This window comes from Streptomyces sp. SID10853, from assembly GCF_010548145.1.
Lineage (GTDB): Bacteria > Actinomycetota > Actinomycetes > Streptomycetales > Streptomycetaceae > Streptomyces.
In genome coordinates, this window is record NZ_JAAGLN010000039.1 from 26,013 (window position 1) to 41,988 (window position 15,976).

At 70.3% G+C, this 15,976-nt stretch carries 11 protein-coding genes and 1 pseudogene; 8 read left to right on the plus strand and 4 right to left on the minus strand.

Features of this window, described 5'->3' with window-relative positions:
- Positions 1-18: 18 nt before the first annotated feature.
- Positions 19-693, minus strand: coding sequence for an MOSC domain-containing protein (locus G3I19_RS10865; RefSeq protein ID WP_164262588.1), 675 nt, complete (start codon positions 691-693; stop codon positions 19-21).
- A gap of 126 nt (positions 694-819) precedes the next feature.
- Between G3I19_RS10865 and G3I19_RS10870 the strand changes: the two genes are divergently transcribed.
- Positions 820-1,710 (plus strand): LysR family transcriptional regulator, encoded by an 891-nt coding sequence (locus G3I19_RS10870; protein ID WP_164262590.1) that lies wholly within the window; start codon positions 820-822, stop codon positions 1,708-1,710.
- Between the two features lie 281 nt (positions 1,711-1,991).
- Here G3I19_RS10870 and G3I19_RS10875 read toward each other — a convergent pair whose 3' ends face one another.
- Entirely contained in the window at positions 1,992-2,315 is a 324-nt protein-coding gene (locus G3I19_RS10875) for a WhiB family transcriptional regulator (RefSeq protein WP_164262592.1), read from the minus strand.
- 393 nt (positions 2,316-2,708) lie between these two features.
- Between G3I19_RS10875 and G3I19_RS10880 the strand changes: the two genes are divergently transcribed.
- The 4 genes from G3I19_RS10880 (at position 2,709) to G3I19_RS10895 (ending at position 7,235) form a co-directional block, all read left to right on the plus strand.
- A complete protein-coding gene (locus G3I19_RS10880; RefSeq protein WP_003948568.1) occupies positions 2,709-3,320 on the plus strand; it encodes a response regulator transcription factor in 612 nt (203 codons plus the stop codon).
- A gap of 233 nt (positions 3,321-3,553) precedes the next feature.
- The gene (locus tag G3I19_RS10885; RefSeq protein ID WP_164262594.1) at positions 3,554-4,141 is read left to right on the plus strand and encodes a sigma-70 family RNA polymerase sigma factor; all 588 of its coding nucleotides are present in this window, start codon (positions 3,554-3,556) and stop codon (positions 4,139-4,141) included.
- A gap of 361 nt (positions 4,142-4,502) precedes the next feature.
- Complete coding sequence (guaB, locus tag G3I19_RS10890) at positions 4,503-6,005, plus strand: IMP dehydrogenase (RefSeq protein ID WP_164262596.1); 1,503 nt, start codon at positions 4,503-4,505, stop codon at positions 6,003-6,005.
- 105 nt (positions 6,006-6,110) lie between these two features.
- The gene (locus G3I19_RS10895; protein ID WP_164262598.1) at positions 6,111-7,235 is read left to right on the plus strand and encodes a GuaB3 family IMP dehydrogenase-related protein; all 1,125 of its coding nucleotides are present in this window, start codon (positions 6,111-6,113) and stop codon (positions 7,233-7,235) included.
- 116 nt (positions 7,236-7,351) lie between these two features.
- On the opposite strand, the gene G3I19_RS10900 is transcribed toward G3I19_RS10895, so the two are convergent.
- Positions 7,352-7,774: a hypothetical protein gene (locus G3I19_RS10900; RefSeq protein WP_239074155.1), complete on the minus strand. Its 423-nt coding sequence runs from the start codon at positions 7,772-7,774 to the stop codon at positions 7,352-7,354.
- 299 nt (positions 7,775-8,073) lie between these two features.
- A complete protein-coding gene (locus tag G3I19_RS10905; protein WP_164262602.1) occupies positions 8,074-9,324 on the minus strand; it encodes a nucleotide sugar dehydrogenase in 1,251 nt (416 codons plus the stop codon).
- A 217-nt stretch (positions 9,325-9,541) separates the two neighbouring features.
- Between G3I19_RS10905 and G3I19_RS10910 the strand changes: the two genes are divergently transcribed.
- The 3 genes and pseudogenes from G3I19_RS10910 to G3I19_RS37400 form a co-directional block, all read left to right on the plus strand.
- Positions 9,542-11,251 carry a glycerol-3-phosphate dehydrogenase/oxidase gene (locus G3I19_RS10910; protein WP_164262604.1) on the plus strand — a complete coding sequence of 570 codons (1,710 nt, stop codon included), beginning with the start codon at positions 9,542-9,544 and terminating at the stop codon, positions 11,249-11,251.
- A gap of 800 nt (positions 11,252-12,051) precedes the next feature.
- Positions 12,052-13,971 (plus strand): serine/threonine-protein kinase, encoded by a 1,920-nt coding sequence (locus G3I19_RS10915; RefSeq protein ID WP_164262606.1) that lies wholly within the window; start codon positions 12,052-12,054, stop codon positions 13,969-13,971.
- A 143-nt stretch (positions 13,972-14,114) separates the two neighbouring features.
- A pseudogene (locus tag G3I19_RS37400) lies at positions 14,115-15,416 on the plus strand (protein kinase); the annotation flags it as partial.
- Positions 15,417-15,976: the final 560 nt, after the last annotated feature.

Consider the following 15,976-nt stretch of genomic DNA (forward strand, 5'->3'; position numbering starts at 1 on the left):
TCGTCAGGCCATACCTCGTCAGGCTGAACTCGCGTGCTTGTCCGCGTAGTCACGCGCCACACCCAGCAGCCCCGACTCCATCCACTCGGCCGCCACCAGCGTCCGGGGCAGCAGTTCGCGCTCGACCGTCGCCGCGCGGAAGAGCAGCGCCACGGTGATGTCGTGCTCCGGGCGGTGTACGACCTCGACCGGGTCGCCCGCGCTGAAAGCGCCCGGCCGGATCACCCGCAGCAGCGCTCCGGGCGCCCCGGCCAGAGTGAAGCGCTTGACCCACCCCGGCTCGCCCACATGCCCCTGGAACGTGCGGCAGGGAATGCGCCCACCGGTGACCTCGAGCACCACATCGGGGCCCACCCGCCACCGTTCACCGATGAGCGCGCCGCTCACATCGACACCGCTGGTGGTGAGGTTCTCGGCGAACGAGCCGTCGGCGAGCGGCCGCCCCAGCTCCTGCTCCCAGGTGTCCAGGTCCTCGCGCGCGAAGGCGTACACCGCACGGTCGTTGCCGCCGTGGAAGCGCAGATCGCAGACCGCGTCACCCTCGACCCCACTGGCCCCCACCCCCTTGCGGCCCGGCTGGAAGACCCGTACGGGCCCCTCGACCGGCCGTTTGTCGACGCCGGTCCTGCCGCCCTCGGCGTCCGTGTACGCGGCGGTTCTGGCCCGCCCCACATTCACTGACAGAAGTCTCATGGAAGGAGGCTAGAGGCTCGCTCTGCGAACAGCGCCACTCCATGGCCGCAGCGGTCATAGCCGGTGTATGTCATAGCCAGTACGCGGTAATCCGCACCCACCCCAAGAATCGCTTATGCTTGCCGCATGATCGAGGCCCGTCATCTCCGCGTCCTGCGAGCCGTCGCGACCACCGGATCCTTCTCCGCGGCCGCCCGCGAACTGGGCTGCACCCAGCCCGCGGTCAGCCAGCAGATGAAGGCACTGGAAGCGTCATCGGGCACGACGCTGCTGATCCGCACGGGCCGCGAAATGCGCCTCACACAGGCGGGCGAAGCGCTGGTCCGCCACGCCGGCGGCATCCTCGCCGGGCTCACGGCCGCAGAGGAGGAGGTCGCCGCCATCGCCGGTCTGCGCGCGGGACGGGTGCGGCTGGTGTCGTTCCCCAGTGGCAGTTCGACCCTGGTGCCCACCGCCCTGGCGGCGCTGCGGGCCGCCCATCCCGGCACCCGGGTCTCGCTGGTCGAGGGGGAGCCGCCGCGCTCCGTCGAGATGGTGCGTGACGGGGACTGCGATGTGGCGCTCGCCTTCCGCTACGGGCCCGCCACGGACGAGTGGGACGACCTGGTCGTACGGCCGCTGCTCACCGACCGCATGGTCGGCCTGGTTCCGGCCGGGCACCGGCTGGCCGACGCGGACACCATCACGGTGGGGGACCTGGCCGACGAGTCGTGGATCGCGGGGTGTCCGCGCTGTCGCCGGCAGCTGGTCGAGGTCTGCGAGAGCGCGGGCTTCACGCCCCGGATCGACTTCGCCACGGACGACTACCCGGCAGTGATCGGCCTGGTCGGCGCCGGGCTCGGGGTGGCGGTGCTGCCGGAGCTGGCGATCGAGTCGGTACGGCCCATGGGTGCGAGGACGGTATCGGTGGAACCGGCGGTCCAGCGCGAGATCGTCGCACTGACACTTCCGGACCTGGCCCAGGTCCCCGCCGTCGCGGCGACTCTGGACCGGCTGGCCCGCGCCGCCGCGCGCTGAACCGCTCACCGCCGAAACGGGGCCGGGCGCCGACCGGTCGCACGGACGCGGTCGAACGGATCTGGTCGAACGGACGCGGTGGAGCAGACACAGCGGGCGTGTGAAAGCAGGGCTCGCAGAAGCGGGCCCGCAGAAGCGGGCGTACAGAAACGGCCGTGCGGCAAGGCATACGGAGGCTGAGAGGCCGTGTTCACGAGACCGTGTTCACTCACGAGACGCCGTGTTCAGGAGACGGGTGCGTGCGCAGGAACGTTTCCCCTCAAGGCATCCTGCGCTGAACGCTAAGCGGGCCCGGACCCGTTCGGGGTCGCGGCGGTGATCAGTCGGTTGCGGGCGCGCCCCATCAGCTCCTCGCGTTCGTCCTCGGTCAGGCCGCCCCACACCCCGTAGGGCTCGCGTACGGCAAGCGCGTGCGCCGCGCACTCGGCGCGGACCGGGCAGCGCATGCACACCTCTTTGGCCGAGGTCTCACGCGCGCTGCGCGCTGCGCCCCGTTCGCCCTCCGGGTGGAAGAAGAGCGAGCTGTCCACCCCGCGGCAGGCCGCGAGGAGCTGCCAGTCCCATAGGTCGGCATTGGGTCCGGGAAGGCGGGAAAAATCTGCCATTGCTTGTCCCCTTGAAGCCGTTGCTGAGGCGGGGGCGGTGATGTCGACCGCACCCGCGACCGTACATCCACGATGTAAGTAGATGTAAATATGACTCATTACGAATCTAGCCATAGACACCAGCAAAATGGAAGAAAAGCAGCTGAACGGGTCATTACCTTTCAAACTAGACAATTGGGGTGTGGGACTCTGCTCCGCGACCACGTCCTCACGTAGAGTGTCGAAGGCGGCCGTCCGGCCCGTAACTCTTTCGAGTGACCATCGTTGAGAGTGCGTGGGCGGTTGAAACAACAAGCGCTCGGGCACATGTCCGAGAGGCGTCGACCGCACAGGTGACGATTAGTACCCAGCCTGGAGGCTCAAGGTGACGCGCATCAGCTGCGGAGGGCGGTCATGACATCCGTCCTCGTCTGCGACGATTCCCCGCTTGCCCGAGAAGCGCTCCGTCGAGCGGTCGCGACCGTGCCCGGCGTCGAGCGTGTGACGACGGCGGCCAACGGCGAGGAAGTCCTCCGCCGCTGGGGAGCCGACCGTTCGGACCTGATTCTGATGGACGTACGCATGCCCGGTCTGGGGGGTGTGGAGACGGTGCGCCGGCTCCTCTCGGCAGACCCCGGTGCCCGGATCATCATGCTGACGGTCGCCGAGGATCTGGACGGGGTCGCGCTGGCGGTCGCCGCCGGTGCCCGCGGCTATCTGCACAAGGACGCCTCGCGCGCCGAGCTGCGCGCGACGGTCACGCAGGCGCTCGCCGATCCGACCTGGCGGCTCGCCCCCCGACGGCTCCGTTCGGCCGAAATGGGCGCGGCTCCCACGCTCACTGCGCGTGAGATCCAGGTGCTCGAAGGAATGAGCCACGGCCGGTCGAACGCGGAGATCGGCCGGGAGCTCTTCCTCTCCGAGGACACGGTGAAGACGCACGCCAGGCGGCTGTTCAAGAAGCTCGGCGCCTCGGACCGTGCGCATGCCGTGGCGCTCGGTTTCCGATGGGGCCTGGTCCGTTAGACGGTGACCGGCAGTACCCCCGTCCGCTCGGTGGCGGACGGGGTGGCGGACGCCCCAACTCTGTTTCCCGCGCGATGCCGCATCCTTGAGGTGTGGAGTTCCTCGGGGACGAGTCGTTCGAGCGGGAGGGGAGGGCGCAGCGGATGAGTTCCGGCGCACCTGCTCATAACGCTTCGGTGCACAACTACGAGCGCGGTGAAGCGGAAGGTTCGGTGCCAAGGCACCATGGACCGATGCGTGACGACGAGGCTGCGAACGGCCAGGGAACTATCGGCGCGCTCGTCCATCTCGCTGTCGACGGAGACCAGCAGGCCACGCACGACCTGCTGGCGCACGTCCATCCGCTGGCCCTGCGCTACTGCCGTACGCGGCTGAACCGGCTGCCGGGCGACGCCCGCCACTTCGTGGAGGACCTCGCGCAGGAGGTCTGTGTCGCGGTTCTGATGGCACTGCCGCGCTACAAGGACACCGGCAGGCCCTTCGAAGCCTTCGTTTTCGCCATCGCCACTCACAAGGTCGCGGACCTTCAGCGGGCGGCCATGCGCCATCCCGGGTCGACGGCCGTGCCGTCGGACGAGATGCCCGAGCGGCCGGACGATTCGCTCGGCCCCGAGGAGCGTGCGCTGCTCAGCAGCGATGCCGCCTGGGCCAGGAAACTGCTGGCCAATCTCCCGGAGAACCAGCGCGAGCTGCTGGTGCTGCGGGTCGCCGTGGGGCTGACCGCCGAGGAGACCGGGCAGATGCTGGGGATGTCGCCGGGGGCCGTACGGGTCGCTCAGCACCGCGCGCTGAGCCGGCTGCGGGCGCTGGCCGAGCAGTAGGGGGTGCCTCGCCGAGCGGTCGGCGGTAGGCAGCAGTAGGCGGTAGGCGCGGGACCGGCCGCCAGAACAGGGACCGGCCGCCAGGACATTCGTCACAGCCGCCGGGCACCAGTGATCAGCTCCGGCTGCCGGATCCCAGAGGCAGGCAACGGTGGTCCGCTTCCGTTCGCCCCGTAGCCACCGGCAGACACCGGCAGTAGTCCGCGCCCGTCGGCGGGCCGGGCACCTCTCGGCACCCCGAGGCGCTCCGGTCGGTAGAAACCTCCAAGGATTCCGGATCGGGCTGATCGTGGAATGAGACGCCCTTCGGGCCCGTTAGCATGGACATCCGCACCGATCAAGGCCATTTGGGGAAGGTGTCATGACTGCAAACGTCGACGGAGTGCCCGAGAAATTCGCGACGCTCGGGCTGACATACGACGACGTGCTGCTGCTGCCGGGCGCATCGGAAGTGCTCCCGAACGCTGTCGACACCTCGTCCAGGATCTCGCGGAACGTCACCGTGAACATCCCGCTGCTGTCCGCCGCGATGGACAAGGTCACCGAGGCCCGGATGGCCATCGCCATGGCCCGGCAGGGCGGCGTCGGTGTGCTGCACCGCAATCTCTCGATCGAGGACCAGGCGAACCAGGTCGATCTGGTCAAGCGCTCCGAGTCCGGCATGGTCACGGACCCGATCACGGTGCACCCCGACGCGACGCTGCGCGAGGCCGATGAGCTGTGCGCCAAGTTCCGTATCAGCGGTGTCCCGGTGACCGACCCGGCAGGCAAGCTGCTCGGTATCGTCACCAACCGCGACATGGCGTTCGAGTCGGACCGCAACCGCCAGGTGCGTGAGGTCATGACCCCGATGCCGCTGGTGACCGGCAAGGTCGGCATCTCCGGCGCCGACGCCATGCAGCTGCTGCGCCGCCACAAGATCGAGAAGCTTCCGCTGGTCAACGACGCGGGCATCCTCAAGGGCCTGATCACGGTCAAGGACTTCGTCAAGGCCGAGAAGTACCCGAACGCGGCGAAGGACGCCGAGGGCAGGCTCCTCGTCGGTGCGGCCGTCGGCGCGAGCCCGGAGGCGCTGGACCGCGCCCAGGCGCTCGCCGAGGCCGGAGCCGACTTCCTGATCGTCGACACCTCGCACGGCCACAACAGCAACGCGCTCAACTGGATGGCGAAGATCAAATCGGGCGTCTCCGTGGACGTCATCGGCGGGAACGTCGCCACCCGTGACGGCGCGCAGGCGCTGGTCGACGCGGGTGTGGACGGCGTCAAGGTCGGTGTCGGGCCCGGTTCGATCTGCACCACCCGAGTGGTCGCCGGTATCGGAGTCCCGCAGGTCACCGCGATCTACGAGGCCGCGCTCGCCGCGCGTGCCGCCGGCGTCCCGGTGATCGGTGACGGTGGCCTCCAGTACTCCGGGGACATCGGCAAGGCGCTCGCCGCCGGCGCCGACAGCGTGATGCTGGGCAGCCTGCTCGCCGGATGCGAGGAGTCGCCCGGTGAGCTGCTGTTCATCAACGGCAAGCAGTTCAAGTCGTACCGGGGCATGGGTTCGCTCGGCGCGATGCAGACGCGCGGCCAGGCCCGCTCGTACTCCAAGGACCGTTACTTCCAGGCCGACGTGTCGTCCGACGACAAGCTCGTGCCCGAGGGTATCGAGGGCCAGGTGCCCTACCGGGGCCCCCTGGGCAATGTCCTGCACCAGCTCGTCGGCGGTCTGCGCCAGACGATGGGCTATGTGGGCGCGGCCAGCGTCGACCAGATGGAGAGCAAGGGCCGGTTCGTCCGGATCACGTCGGCGGGGCTCAAGGAGAGCCACCCGCACGACATCCAGATGACGGTCGAGGCGCCGAACTACGCACGGCGCTGAGGCGTACGTACCACCGCGGAAGCCCGCGGGCCGGACGGCCCGCGGGCTTCCGCGCGCGCGTCGGGGATACTGGAACGGCATACGTAGAGGGAAAGGCCACACATCGTGACTGAGATCGAGATCGGGCGCGGCAAGCGCGGCCGCAGGGCGTACGCGTTCGACGACATCGCCATCGTGCCGAGCCGGCGCACCCGGGACCCGAAGGAGGTCTCGATCGCCTGGCAGATCGACGCCTACCGCTTCGAGCTGCCGTTCCTGGCCGCTCCGATGGACTCGGTCGTGTCCCCGCAGACCGCCATCCGCATCGGTGAGATGGGCGGCCTCGGGGTGCTCAACCTCGAAGGTCTGTGGACGCGGTACGAGGACCCGCAGCCGCTGCTCGACGAGATCGCCGGACTCGACGAGGAGACCGCGACGCGTCGGCTCCAGGAGATCTACGCGGCTCCGATCCAGGAGGACCTGATCGGCCTGCGGATCAAGGAGGTGCGCGACTCGGGTGTGGTCACCGCGGCCGCGCTCTCCCCGCAGCGCACCGCTCAGTTCTCGAAGGCGGTCGTGGACGCGGGGGTCGACATCTTCGTCATCCGCGGTACGACGGTCTCCGCCGAGCATGTCTCGGGCGCCGCCGAGCCGCTGAACCTGAAGCAGTTCATCTACGAGCTGGACGTCCCGGTCATCGTGGGCGGCTGTGCGACGTACACGGCCGCGCTGCACCTGATGCGCACCGGAGCGGCCGGGGTGCTCGTCGGCTTCGGTGGCGGCGCCGCGCACACCACGCGCAACGTGCTGGGGATCCAGGTCCCGATGGCGACCGCGGTCGCCGATGTGGCGGCGGCCCGCCGTGACTACATGGACGAGTCCGGCGGCCGCTATGTGCACGTCATCGCGGACGGTGGCGTCGGCTGGTCGGGCGACCTGCCGAAGGCCATCGCCTGCGGTGCGGACTCGGTCATGATCGGCTCGCCGCTGGCCCGTGCGTCGGACGCGCCCGGCAAGGGGCACCACTGGGGCATGGAGGCCGTCCACGAGGACGTGCCGCGCGGCAAGCTGGTGGACCTGGGGATGGTCGGCACGACCGAGGAGGTCCTCGCCGGGCCCTCGCACATCCCGGACGGTTCGATGAACTTCTTCGGGGCGCTGCGCCGCTCGATGGCGACCACCGGGTACAGCGAGCTGAAGGAGTTCCAGCGCGTCGAGGTGACGGTGGCGGACGCCCAGCACAAGCGCTGAGCCGGCGGGGCGGTACCGGTCCGGTACCGCCTGCGTCGTGCTGTGTACAGGCCCGGACCGCGGCTGCGGTCCGGGCTTCGTGCTGGGTGCGCGAGCGCCGGCGGTAGGGGGGTGACTCAGAGGGCTCGCTTCATGCCGGCGAAGGACGCCCCCGCGGCGATGGCGATGAAGAGGTAGCTGAGGAAGTCGGCGTCGGCGCGCCAGGCGTCGTTGAGCAGGCCGAAGTGCTGGAAGAACAGCTCAGGGACGGAGACCGGGAGCTCCTTGGCCGCGACGATCGCCTCGCCGAACAGCTGCCCGAAGTAGACGGATGCCAGGGAGAGGACGGCGCCGACGGCCGCGAGTCCGACATGGTCGCCGCCGACCTTGCCGGTGGCGAAGCCGATGATGAACCCCACGGCGACCGCCGCGTAGCCGAACTCGTGCTTGGTGGCGCCGAGGATGCCTCCGTACGCCGCGCCCACGACCAGGGCGGTGATCACGGCGACCACGATGCCGCCCGCGATGTTGACCTTCGGCGGGGCGGCCTGCGGGGCCATCGGGAAGCCGTAGCCCGGCTGTTGCCCCGGCGGCCGGTCCCCGGGAGGTTGGTGCGAGGACGGCTCCGGCGAATGGGGCGGTGGCACGGGCTGGGTCATGATGTGGTCCCCCTGGATGGATGCGCACGGGTGTGCGAGAAGCGAACGTCGCACGCTAGCAGTCCCGACCGACATCCACACATCACATTCACATATGCCTTCACGTGCGCGTTCGCGTGCGGCTTCACCTGCGCGTTTGCGTGCGCATTTACATGCGCGTTCACGTGTGCCGTTACGACGTGTGCCGTCACGTGCAGCCGTCACAGGCGGTGGGCGGCTCCCACCGGCGTGGCTCCCCTGGTGTCGAGCAGGAGCTGGGCCTTCACGGCGAGGCCCTGCAGGTCGTACGTGCGGTGGTGCTGGAGCAGCACGGTCAGATCCGCGCCCGCCGCCGCCTCGTAGAGGGAGTCCGCGCGGGGGACCGGCACGTCGCGGATGCGCCAGTCGGGGACGTACGGGTCGTGGTAGCTCACCGATGCGCCCAGGTCCATCAGCCTGCGGGCGATCTCGCAGGCCGGGGAGTTCTGCTGGTCGGCGAGGTCGGGTTTGTAGGTGACGCCGAGGAGCAGCACACGGGCACCGCGCGCCGACTTGCCGTGCTCGTTGAGGAGGGTGGCGCAGCGCTGGATGACGTACTGCGGCATCCGGTCGTTGACCTGCTGGGCGAGTTCGACCATGCGCAGCGGGCGGACGGTGTGCGGGGGCCCCGCGGTGTCGACGGGGACGCCGTGGCCGCCGACGCCGGGGCCCGGCCGGAACGGCTGGAAGCCGAAGGGCTTGGTTTCGGCGCAGCGGATGACGTCCCAGAGGTCGACGCCCAGGTCGTGGCAGAGCACGGCCATCTCGTTGACGAGGGCGATGTTGACGTGCCGGTAGTTGGTTTCGAGCAGTTTGGTCATTTCGGCCTCGCGGGGGCCGCGTGCCCTGACGACCTTGTCACTCAACCGGCCGTAGAAGGCGGCCGCGGATTCGGTGCAGGCGGGGGTCAGGCCGCCGATGACTTTGGGTGTCGCCGCGTAGGGGTGGGTCCGGTTGCCGGGGTCGAGGCGGCTGGGGGAGTACGCGAGGTGGAAGTCCCGGCCGGCCCGCAGCCCTGAGCCCTCCTCCAGGAGGGGGCGCAGGATTTCCTCCGTGGTGCCCGGATAGACGGCCGATTCGACGATGACCGTGGTGTGCGGGCGGAGCCTGGTGGCGAGTGCGCGGGTCGCTTCGGTGACGGGGGCCAGGTCGAGTGCCCGGTCCTCGCCGAGGGGGGTGGGTGCGCAGATGACGGCGGTTCGCACCCGGCCCAGTTCGGCCGGATCGGTGACGGGCCGGAAGCCCCCCGAGAGCATCCGGCGGATGTCGGCCGCGCTGAGGGAGCCGTCGACGGGGGTGTGGCCGGCGGCGAGTTGCAGCAGGCGGCGCGGGTCGGTGTCGTAACCGATGGTTTCGAGACCGGTGGCGACGGCGGCCTGGGCGAGCGGCAGGCCGAGGTGGCCGAGTCCGATCACGGCGAGATCTGCGGGCATGGGTGATCCGTCCTTCCCAATAGCCGGAGGGGGACGAGTGCGCAACTCCTGTGGACAGCGCAATGTCAGGTTAGGAGTAAATATGACCGATATGCGGTATTGGGCGGGCCGGGATGTCCGTGTGTTGTCCACAGGCGGTGGCTGAAGTGGGAGATCGCGGACAGAATCGAGGGTGCACCGGACACCGCTTCGGCGGCCTGATCAACGGGAGGCAGCAGTGAGGACAGCGACACTGGGGCCCGAGGAGCGCGCACAGGCGCTCGCCGGGATGGCCGAGCGTGAACTGGACGTACTGGTCGTGGGGGGCGGTGTGGTCGGTGCGGGGACGGCGCTGGACGCCGCGACCCGCGGGCTGGCGACCGGCCTGGTCGAAGCGAGGGACTGGGCTTCGGGCACATCGAGCCGGTCGAGCAAGCTCATCCACGGCGGTCTGCGCTATCTGGAGATGCTCGACTTCGCACTTGTCAGGGAGGCGCTGAAGGAGCGCGGGCTGCTCCTGGAGCGCCTGGCACCTCACCTGGTGAAGCCGGTGCCCTTCCTCTATCCGCTGCAGCACAAGGGCTGGGAGCGCTGGTACGCGGGCTCGGGTGTCGCGCTGTACGACGCCATGTCGGTCTCGTCGGGACACGGCCGCGGGCTGCCGCTGCACCGGCATCTGACCCGTAAGCACGCACTGCGGGTGGCACCGGCCCTGAAGAAGGACGCGCTGGTCGGCGCCCTGCAGTACTACGACGCGCAGATGGACGATGCGCGTTATGTGGCGACGCTCGCGCGGACGGCCGCGAGTTACGGCGCACTGGTGGCGAACCGGGCCAAGGTGACCGGCTTCCTGCGGGAGGGCGAGCGCGTCGTGGGCGCGCGCGTGCAGGACGCCGAGGGCGGCGGGGAGTACGAGATCCGTGCCAAGCAGGTCGTCAATGCCACCGGGGTGTGGACGGACGACACCCAGGGGCTGATCGCCGAGCGCGGGCAGTTCCACGTACGGGCGTCGAAGGGGATCCACCTGGTCGTCCCGAAGGACCGGATCCACTCGACGACCGGGCTCATCCTGCGGACCGAGAAGTCGGTGCTGTTCGTGATCCCGTGGGGACGCCACTGGATCGTGGGGACCACGGACACGGACTGGGACCTCGACAAGGCGCATCCGGCCGCATCCAGCGCCGACATCGACTACCTGCTCGAACACGTCAACTCGGTGCTCGCCGTACCGCTGACGCGCGACGACGTGCAGGGGGTGTACGCCGGTCTGCGGCCGCTGCTGGCCGGGGAGTCCGACGCGACCAGCAAGCTCTCCCGGGAGCACACGGTGGCACACCCGGTGCCGGGCCTTGTGGTCGTCGCGGGTGGGAAGTACACGACCTACCGGGTGATGGCGAAGGACGCGGTGGACGAGGCGGTGCACGGGCTTGACCAGCGGGTCGCCGAGTGCGTCACGGAGAACGTGCCGCTGATCGGCGCCGAGGGGTACAACGCCCTGTGGAACGCGCGGGCGCGCGTCGCGAAGCGGACGGGCCTGCATGTGGCCCGGGTGGAACACCTGCTGAACCGGTTCGGAGCGATGACCCAGGAGGTCCTCGACCTCATCACCGACGACCCTTCGCTGGGCGAGCCGCTGGGCGGCGCGGACGACTATCTGCGGGCGGAGGTCGTCTACGCGGCCTCGCACGAAGGGGCCAGGCATCTGGACGACGTGCTCACCCGGCGCACGCGCATCTCGATCGAGACGTTCGACCGGGGCACGCGCAGCGCACGGGAGGTGGCCGCACTGATGGCCCCGGTGCTGGGCTGGGACAAGAACCGTGTCGAGGCGGAGGTGGAGCACTACGAGAAGCGGGTCGAGGCTGAGCGGGAGTCGCAGCGCCAGCCGGACGACCTGACGGCGGACGCGGCCCGGCTGGGGGCGCCGGACATCGTGCCGTTGGAGTGAGTGTGTGGCTGGGCGGCTGGGCGGCTGTGCGCTTGAGCGAGTGGGGGCTGATCGTCTGCCGGTGGGCCGGTGGGCCGGTGGGCCGGTGGGAAGGTCGGAAGGTCTGCCGGTCGGCCGGTCCGTTGGAACTCCTTGGCGGGCGTCGCCGTTTCAGGGTATGAGGCCGGGTCAGGTGCCTGGAGCGGGGTGGGACGCCGTGATGTGGCCGACGGGTTGGGGTGAGGCGGGCCGGGAAAGCGGGCCGGGGCGCGCGGGTTGGTGCGCGGTCCGAAGTGGTGGACGGGCTGCCAGGGCCAGTGACGGCCGGGCTGCGCGGGCTGAAGAGGTGGCGAGGCTGTGCGGGCCGAAGCGACGGCTGAAGTGGTGGCCGGGCTGTGCGGGCCGAAGCGACGGCTCGGGTGCGCGGGCCAGGAGGGCCGGGGTGCGCGGGCCGGCGACGGCCGGGCTGTGCGGGCCGAAATGACGGGACGGGGCGGGCTGAGTCAGGCCGAGCCGGGCTGAGTCAGGTTGAGTCAGGCCGAGTCGGGGCGGCTTCCGGTGGGGTCCGGGGCTGGTGGTGTGAGGGGTGGGCGGGCGCTGTGGGCCTGCTTGACCTCGGGTTATCCGGGCAGGGACTGGGCGGTGCTGCCGGGTGGTTCCGGGATCCGGCGCGGTGGCGGGCGGCGGCTGCGGCACAGGCGTGGCGGGAAACGTCTCCCGTATGGCCCATGATGGTCGCCCACGGACCCGGCACCATCTTCGGTGCCGGAGTGAGAGACAATGAACGCTCTGCCAGGGCGGGTTGAATGCAGAGGGGACGCATGTCGGAGGCGGAGCAGGCGAAGGACACCGAGGGGCGCCTCCTGGCTGGGCGGTACCGGCTCGGGGGTGTGCTCGGCAAGGGCGGCATGGGCACCGTGTGGCGGGCGGTGGACGAGACGCTCGGCCGCACCGTGGCGGTGAAGGAGCTGCGTTTCCCCTCGGCGATCGACGAGGACGAGAAGCGCAGACTCGTGACGCGTACGCTGCGCGAGGCCAAGGCGATTGCCCGGATCCGTAACAACGGAGCCGTCACGGTCTACGACGTGGTGGACGAGGACGACCGGCCCTGGATCGTCATGGAGCTCGTCGAGGGCTGCTCGCTGGCCGAGTTGGTACGGGAAAAGGGCGTCCTCACACCGGTGCGCGCGGCCGAGGTGGGCCTCGCGATTCTCGACGTGCTGCGCCTCGCGCACCGTGAGGGCATCCTGCACCGCGATGTGAAGCCGTCCAATGTGCTGATCGCCGAGGACGGCCGGGTCGTACTGACCGACTTCGGCATCGCCCAGGTCGAGGGCGACCCGTCGGTGACCTCGACCGGAATGCTGGTCGGCGCCCCCTCGTACATTTCGCCCGAGCGGGCCCGCGGGCACAAACCCGGCCCGCCGGCCGACCTGTGGTCACTGGGCGGACTGCTGTACGCGAGCACCGAGGGTGTGCCGCCGTACGACAAGGGGTCGGCCATCGCGACCCTGACCGCGGTGATGACCGAACCGCTGGACCCGCCGAAGAACGCGGGCGCCCTCTCGGAGGTCATCTACGGGCTGCTCGCGAAGGACCCAGCCCAGCGTCTCGACGACGCGGGTGCGCGTCGTCTGCTGAACGACGTGATCCACGCCCCGGCCGTCCCGGAAGCCGAAGCCGAGCCGGTCGCGGCGGACGCGACGCGGGTCGTGCCGCTGCCGCCGGTGCCCGATGAGGCCAAGGACGCGGGGGAGTCCAGACCCGCGAAGCCCGCCAAGGCGCCCAGGCTCGTCAAGGACCCGAAGCCGGCGAAGGAGCCAAGGCCACAGAAGGCCAGGGACACCGCCGCCGCGGCGGACCGGGTGCGCAGTGCGCTGAACTCCGTACGGAACGCCAGGTCCGAGCCCGCTCCGGCCAAGCCGGCCACCGCACCGGCCGGGCCGCCCGCCCGGGTCAGGGCGCCGCTCACCGATGTGGTGCCGCGCCGCACCCTGGTGATAATCGCGGCCGTCGTCGCACTCGCGGTGCTCGGCACTGTCCTCGCCTTCGCTCTCAACGGGGGCAATGACCAGGGCAATCAGAGCAAGTCCAAGGACGACAAGAGCGCTTCGAGTGGCGCGACGGCCGGGAGCGACGGCAAGAACGACAGCAAGGGCACGGACAAGGGGAAGACGGACGACCAGGGCAAGGGCGGCGATCAGGGCAAGGGCCAGAGCGGTGGCACCGCTTCGGCCTCACCCGGCGGCAAGGCGCCCGCGCCGCCCGCCGGTGACGCGCTGCCCAGTGGGTACAAGAAGGTCACGGACGACCGGTTCCGTTTCACCATGGCGATGCCTGCCGGGTTCCACCGCACGGCCATAGCGGGGGTGAGTTCGGGCGGCATCTACAACAAGTCCAGGGGCGGGTTCCCGCGCGTCCAGATCGACTTCAACGACTCGCCCAAGGACGACGCGGCGGCCGCCTGGCAGGCAGCGGTCGGTGGACTGTCGGCCAGCGTCGGCGGTTACAAGCACCTCGGCATACACAAGGTCGAGTACAACGGCTATCCGACGGTCGCCGACTGGTCGTTCGAGCGTGACCAGAACGGCCAGCGGGTCCGGGTGCTGAACCGGGGATTCAAGGTGGATGCCAAGCGTGGTTACTCCATCATGATCAGCTGCAAGGCGAGCGACTGGGACGGCAGCGAGTGCACCACGCTGCGTAATACGGCGTTCAAGACATTCGCTCCCAAGAAGTGACCCCGGCCACGTATTGTGAGAGGACGCGGACCGTACGCAGCCGCAATGGGCCGGTAATCGACCGTATTTGACGGATTGATAGGGATCGGTGCGGATTAACGTGGCCCCTGAGACCAGGGAACAGCGCGCTCCGGGGAGGCGTCGTGGACGAGTACGCGGGAAGGGTCCTTGCCGACCGTTACCGTCTTCCGCTGCTGCCCGGTGACGAGTTCGAGCCTGCGGAGATCCGCGCGTTCGACACCTACAGCGGACAGGAAGTCCTCGTCCGGCAGGTGCCGCTGCCGGAGGTCGTGGACGCGGAGATGCTCGACGAGGACGGCGCCGGCTCGGCCGGTGGGCCGGGCGCCGGGTTCTCCGAGGCGCGGCGTGCGTCGGCCCGTACCACACGCAGGCCCGCCGACCCTGCCGTACGACGGGCCATGGAGGCGGCGCAGTCCGCAGCGCAGATTCCCGACCACCCACGGCTGGACCAGGTCTTCGACGTCTTCGCCGAGGGCGGATCGCTCTGGGTGGTGAGCGAACTGGTCGAGGCCACACCCCTGGCCGCGATGCTCGCGGAGCGCCCCCTGAACCCGTACCGCGCCGCGGAGATCGCCTCCGATGTACTCACCGCGCTGCGCGTGCTGCATGCCCATGGCTGGACCCATCGCAATATCACCGCCCGTACGGTGCTGGTCTGTGACGACGGGCGGGTGGTCCTGACCGGGCTGGCGGCCGGAGCGGCGGAGGAGGCGCTGTGCGGTTACGACCCGGTGCCGCCGGCGGAGTTGGAGTTATCGCAGCCCGGAGGTGGAGAGGGCGGGGGACGGTCCGAGCGCGATTCTCCTACTGCGTCAGGGCCCGATGAGACGTATGGGGCGTACGGGGCGGATGGGCCCGGGGACGTGGTCGTGGACGGCCCGGTCGGTGGGGTCGTGGAGCCGGCCGTTGACCGGCCGTTCCCCTGGGAGCAGGCGCCGTCCGGTACGCCGGTATTTCCGGCCGGACCGGCGCTGCCGCCCGGCTACACCCAGGACCAGCGGCCTGGGCAGCTGGGTGGGCGGATGTACGACCAGCTTCAGGACCCGCCGCGCGAATCGGGGCAGGTGTCGGGGCCGTCTGCCTCTGGTGCGGCTTCCTCGGGACCTCCTGCCCCTGGAACGGCTTCGTCCATACCTGCTGTCCCTGGACCTGCTGTCCCTGGATCTGTTGCCCCTGGACCTGCTCTCTCGGAACCTGGTGTCCCTGGACCTGCTGCCTCCGGACAGGCTGCCTCTGGGCAGGCTGCTTCTGGACCGGATGCTCCCGGGGTGCCCGGCCCTGGAATGGCCGGCTCCGGTCCGGTCGGCTCCGGTCTGCCCGCTGCCAGGGATGGGGACGGTGCTGTTACGGCGGGGGACGTCCGTGCTGCGCGCGCTGGTGCCATAGCCGCCTACCGTGCGGGCGCACGAGCTGCCGCACGTGTCAGCGGGGACGAGCCGGGGAGCGACACCGGGTCGTTCGCCCGCCCGCGCCCCACGTCCGGCCCTCCGCAGCAGCCCGGCCCTTCACAGACAGGTACGTCACAGCCCGGCTCCGCGCAGTCCGGGCGGCAGGGGCAGTCCGGGCGGCAGGAACCGGCGGGCTCGGGCTTCTGGCCCGGGGCGCAGCCGAGTTCCGGCGCCGGGGACGGTATGCGCGCCGACGACCTGCGCGGCGCCCACGACCGGGCAGCTCAGGACCGGGCAGCTCAGGACTGGCAGGCCCAAGACCAAGCAGCCCAGGACCAAGCAGCCCAGGACCGGCAGGCCCGCGACCGGACAGCCCACGGCCAAGCAGCCCACGGCCAAGCAGCCCACGACCAAGCAGCCCACGGCCAAGCAGCTCAGGACGTAGCAGCCCGCGGCCGGTCGGCCCAGAATCCGGCCCAGAATCCGGCCTGGAACCCGGGGGCGGCGCCGCACGACCCGCTCGCCCCCCGCCCCCCTGCGGCGGCCGTCGCCGTGCCCGGCGGCTGGGGGCAGGGGCAGGTCCCTGCGAGATCGGA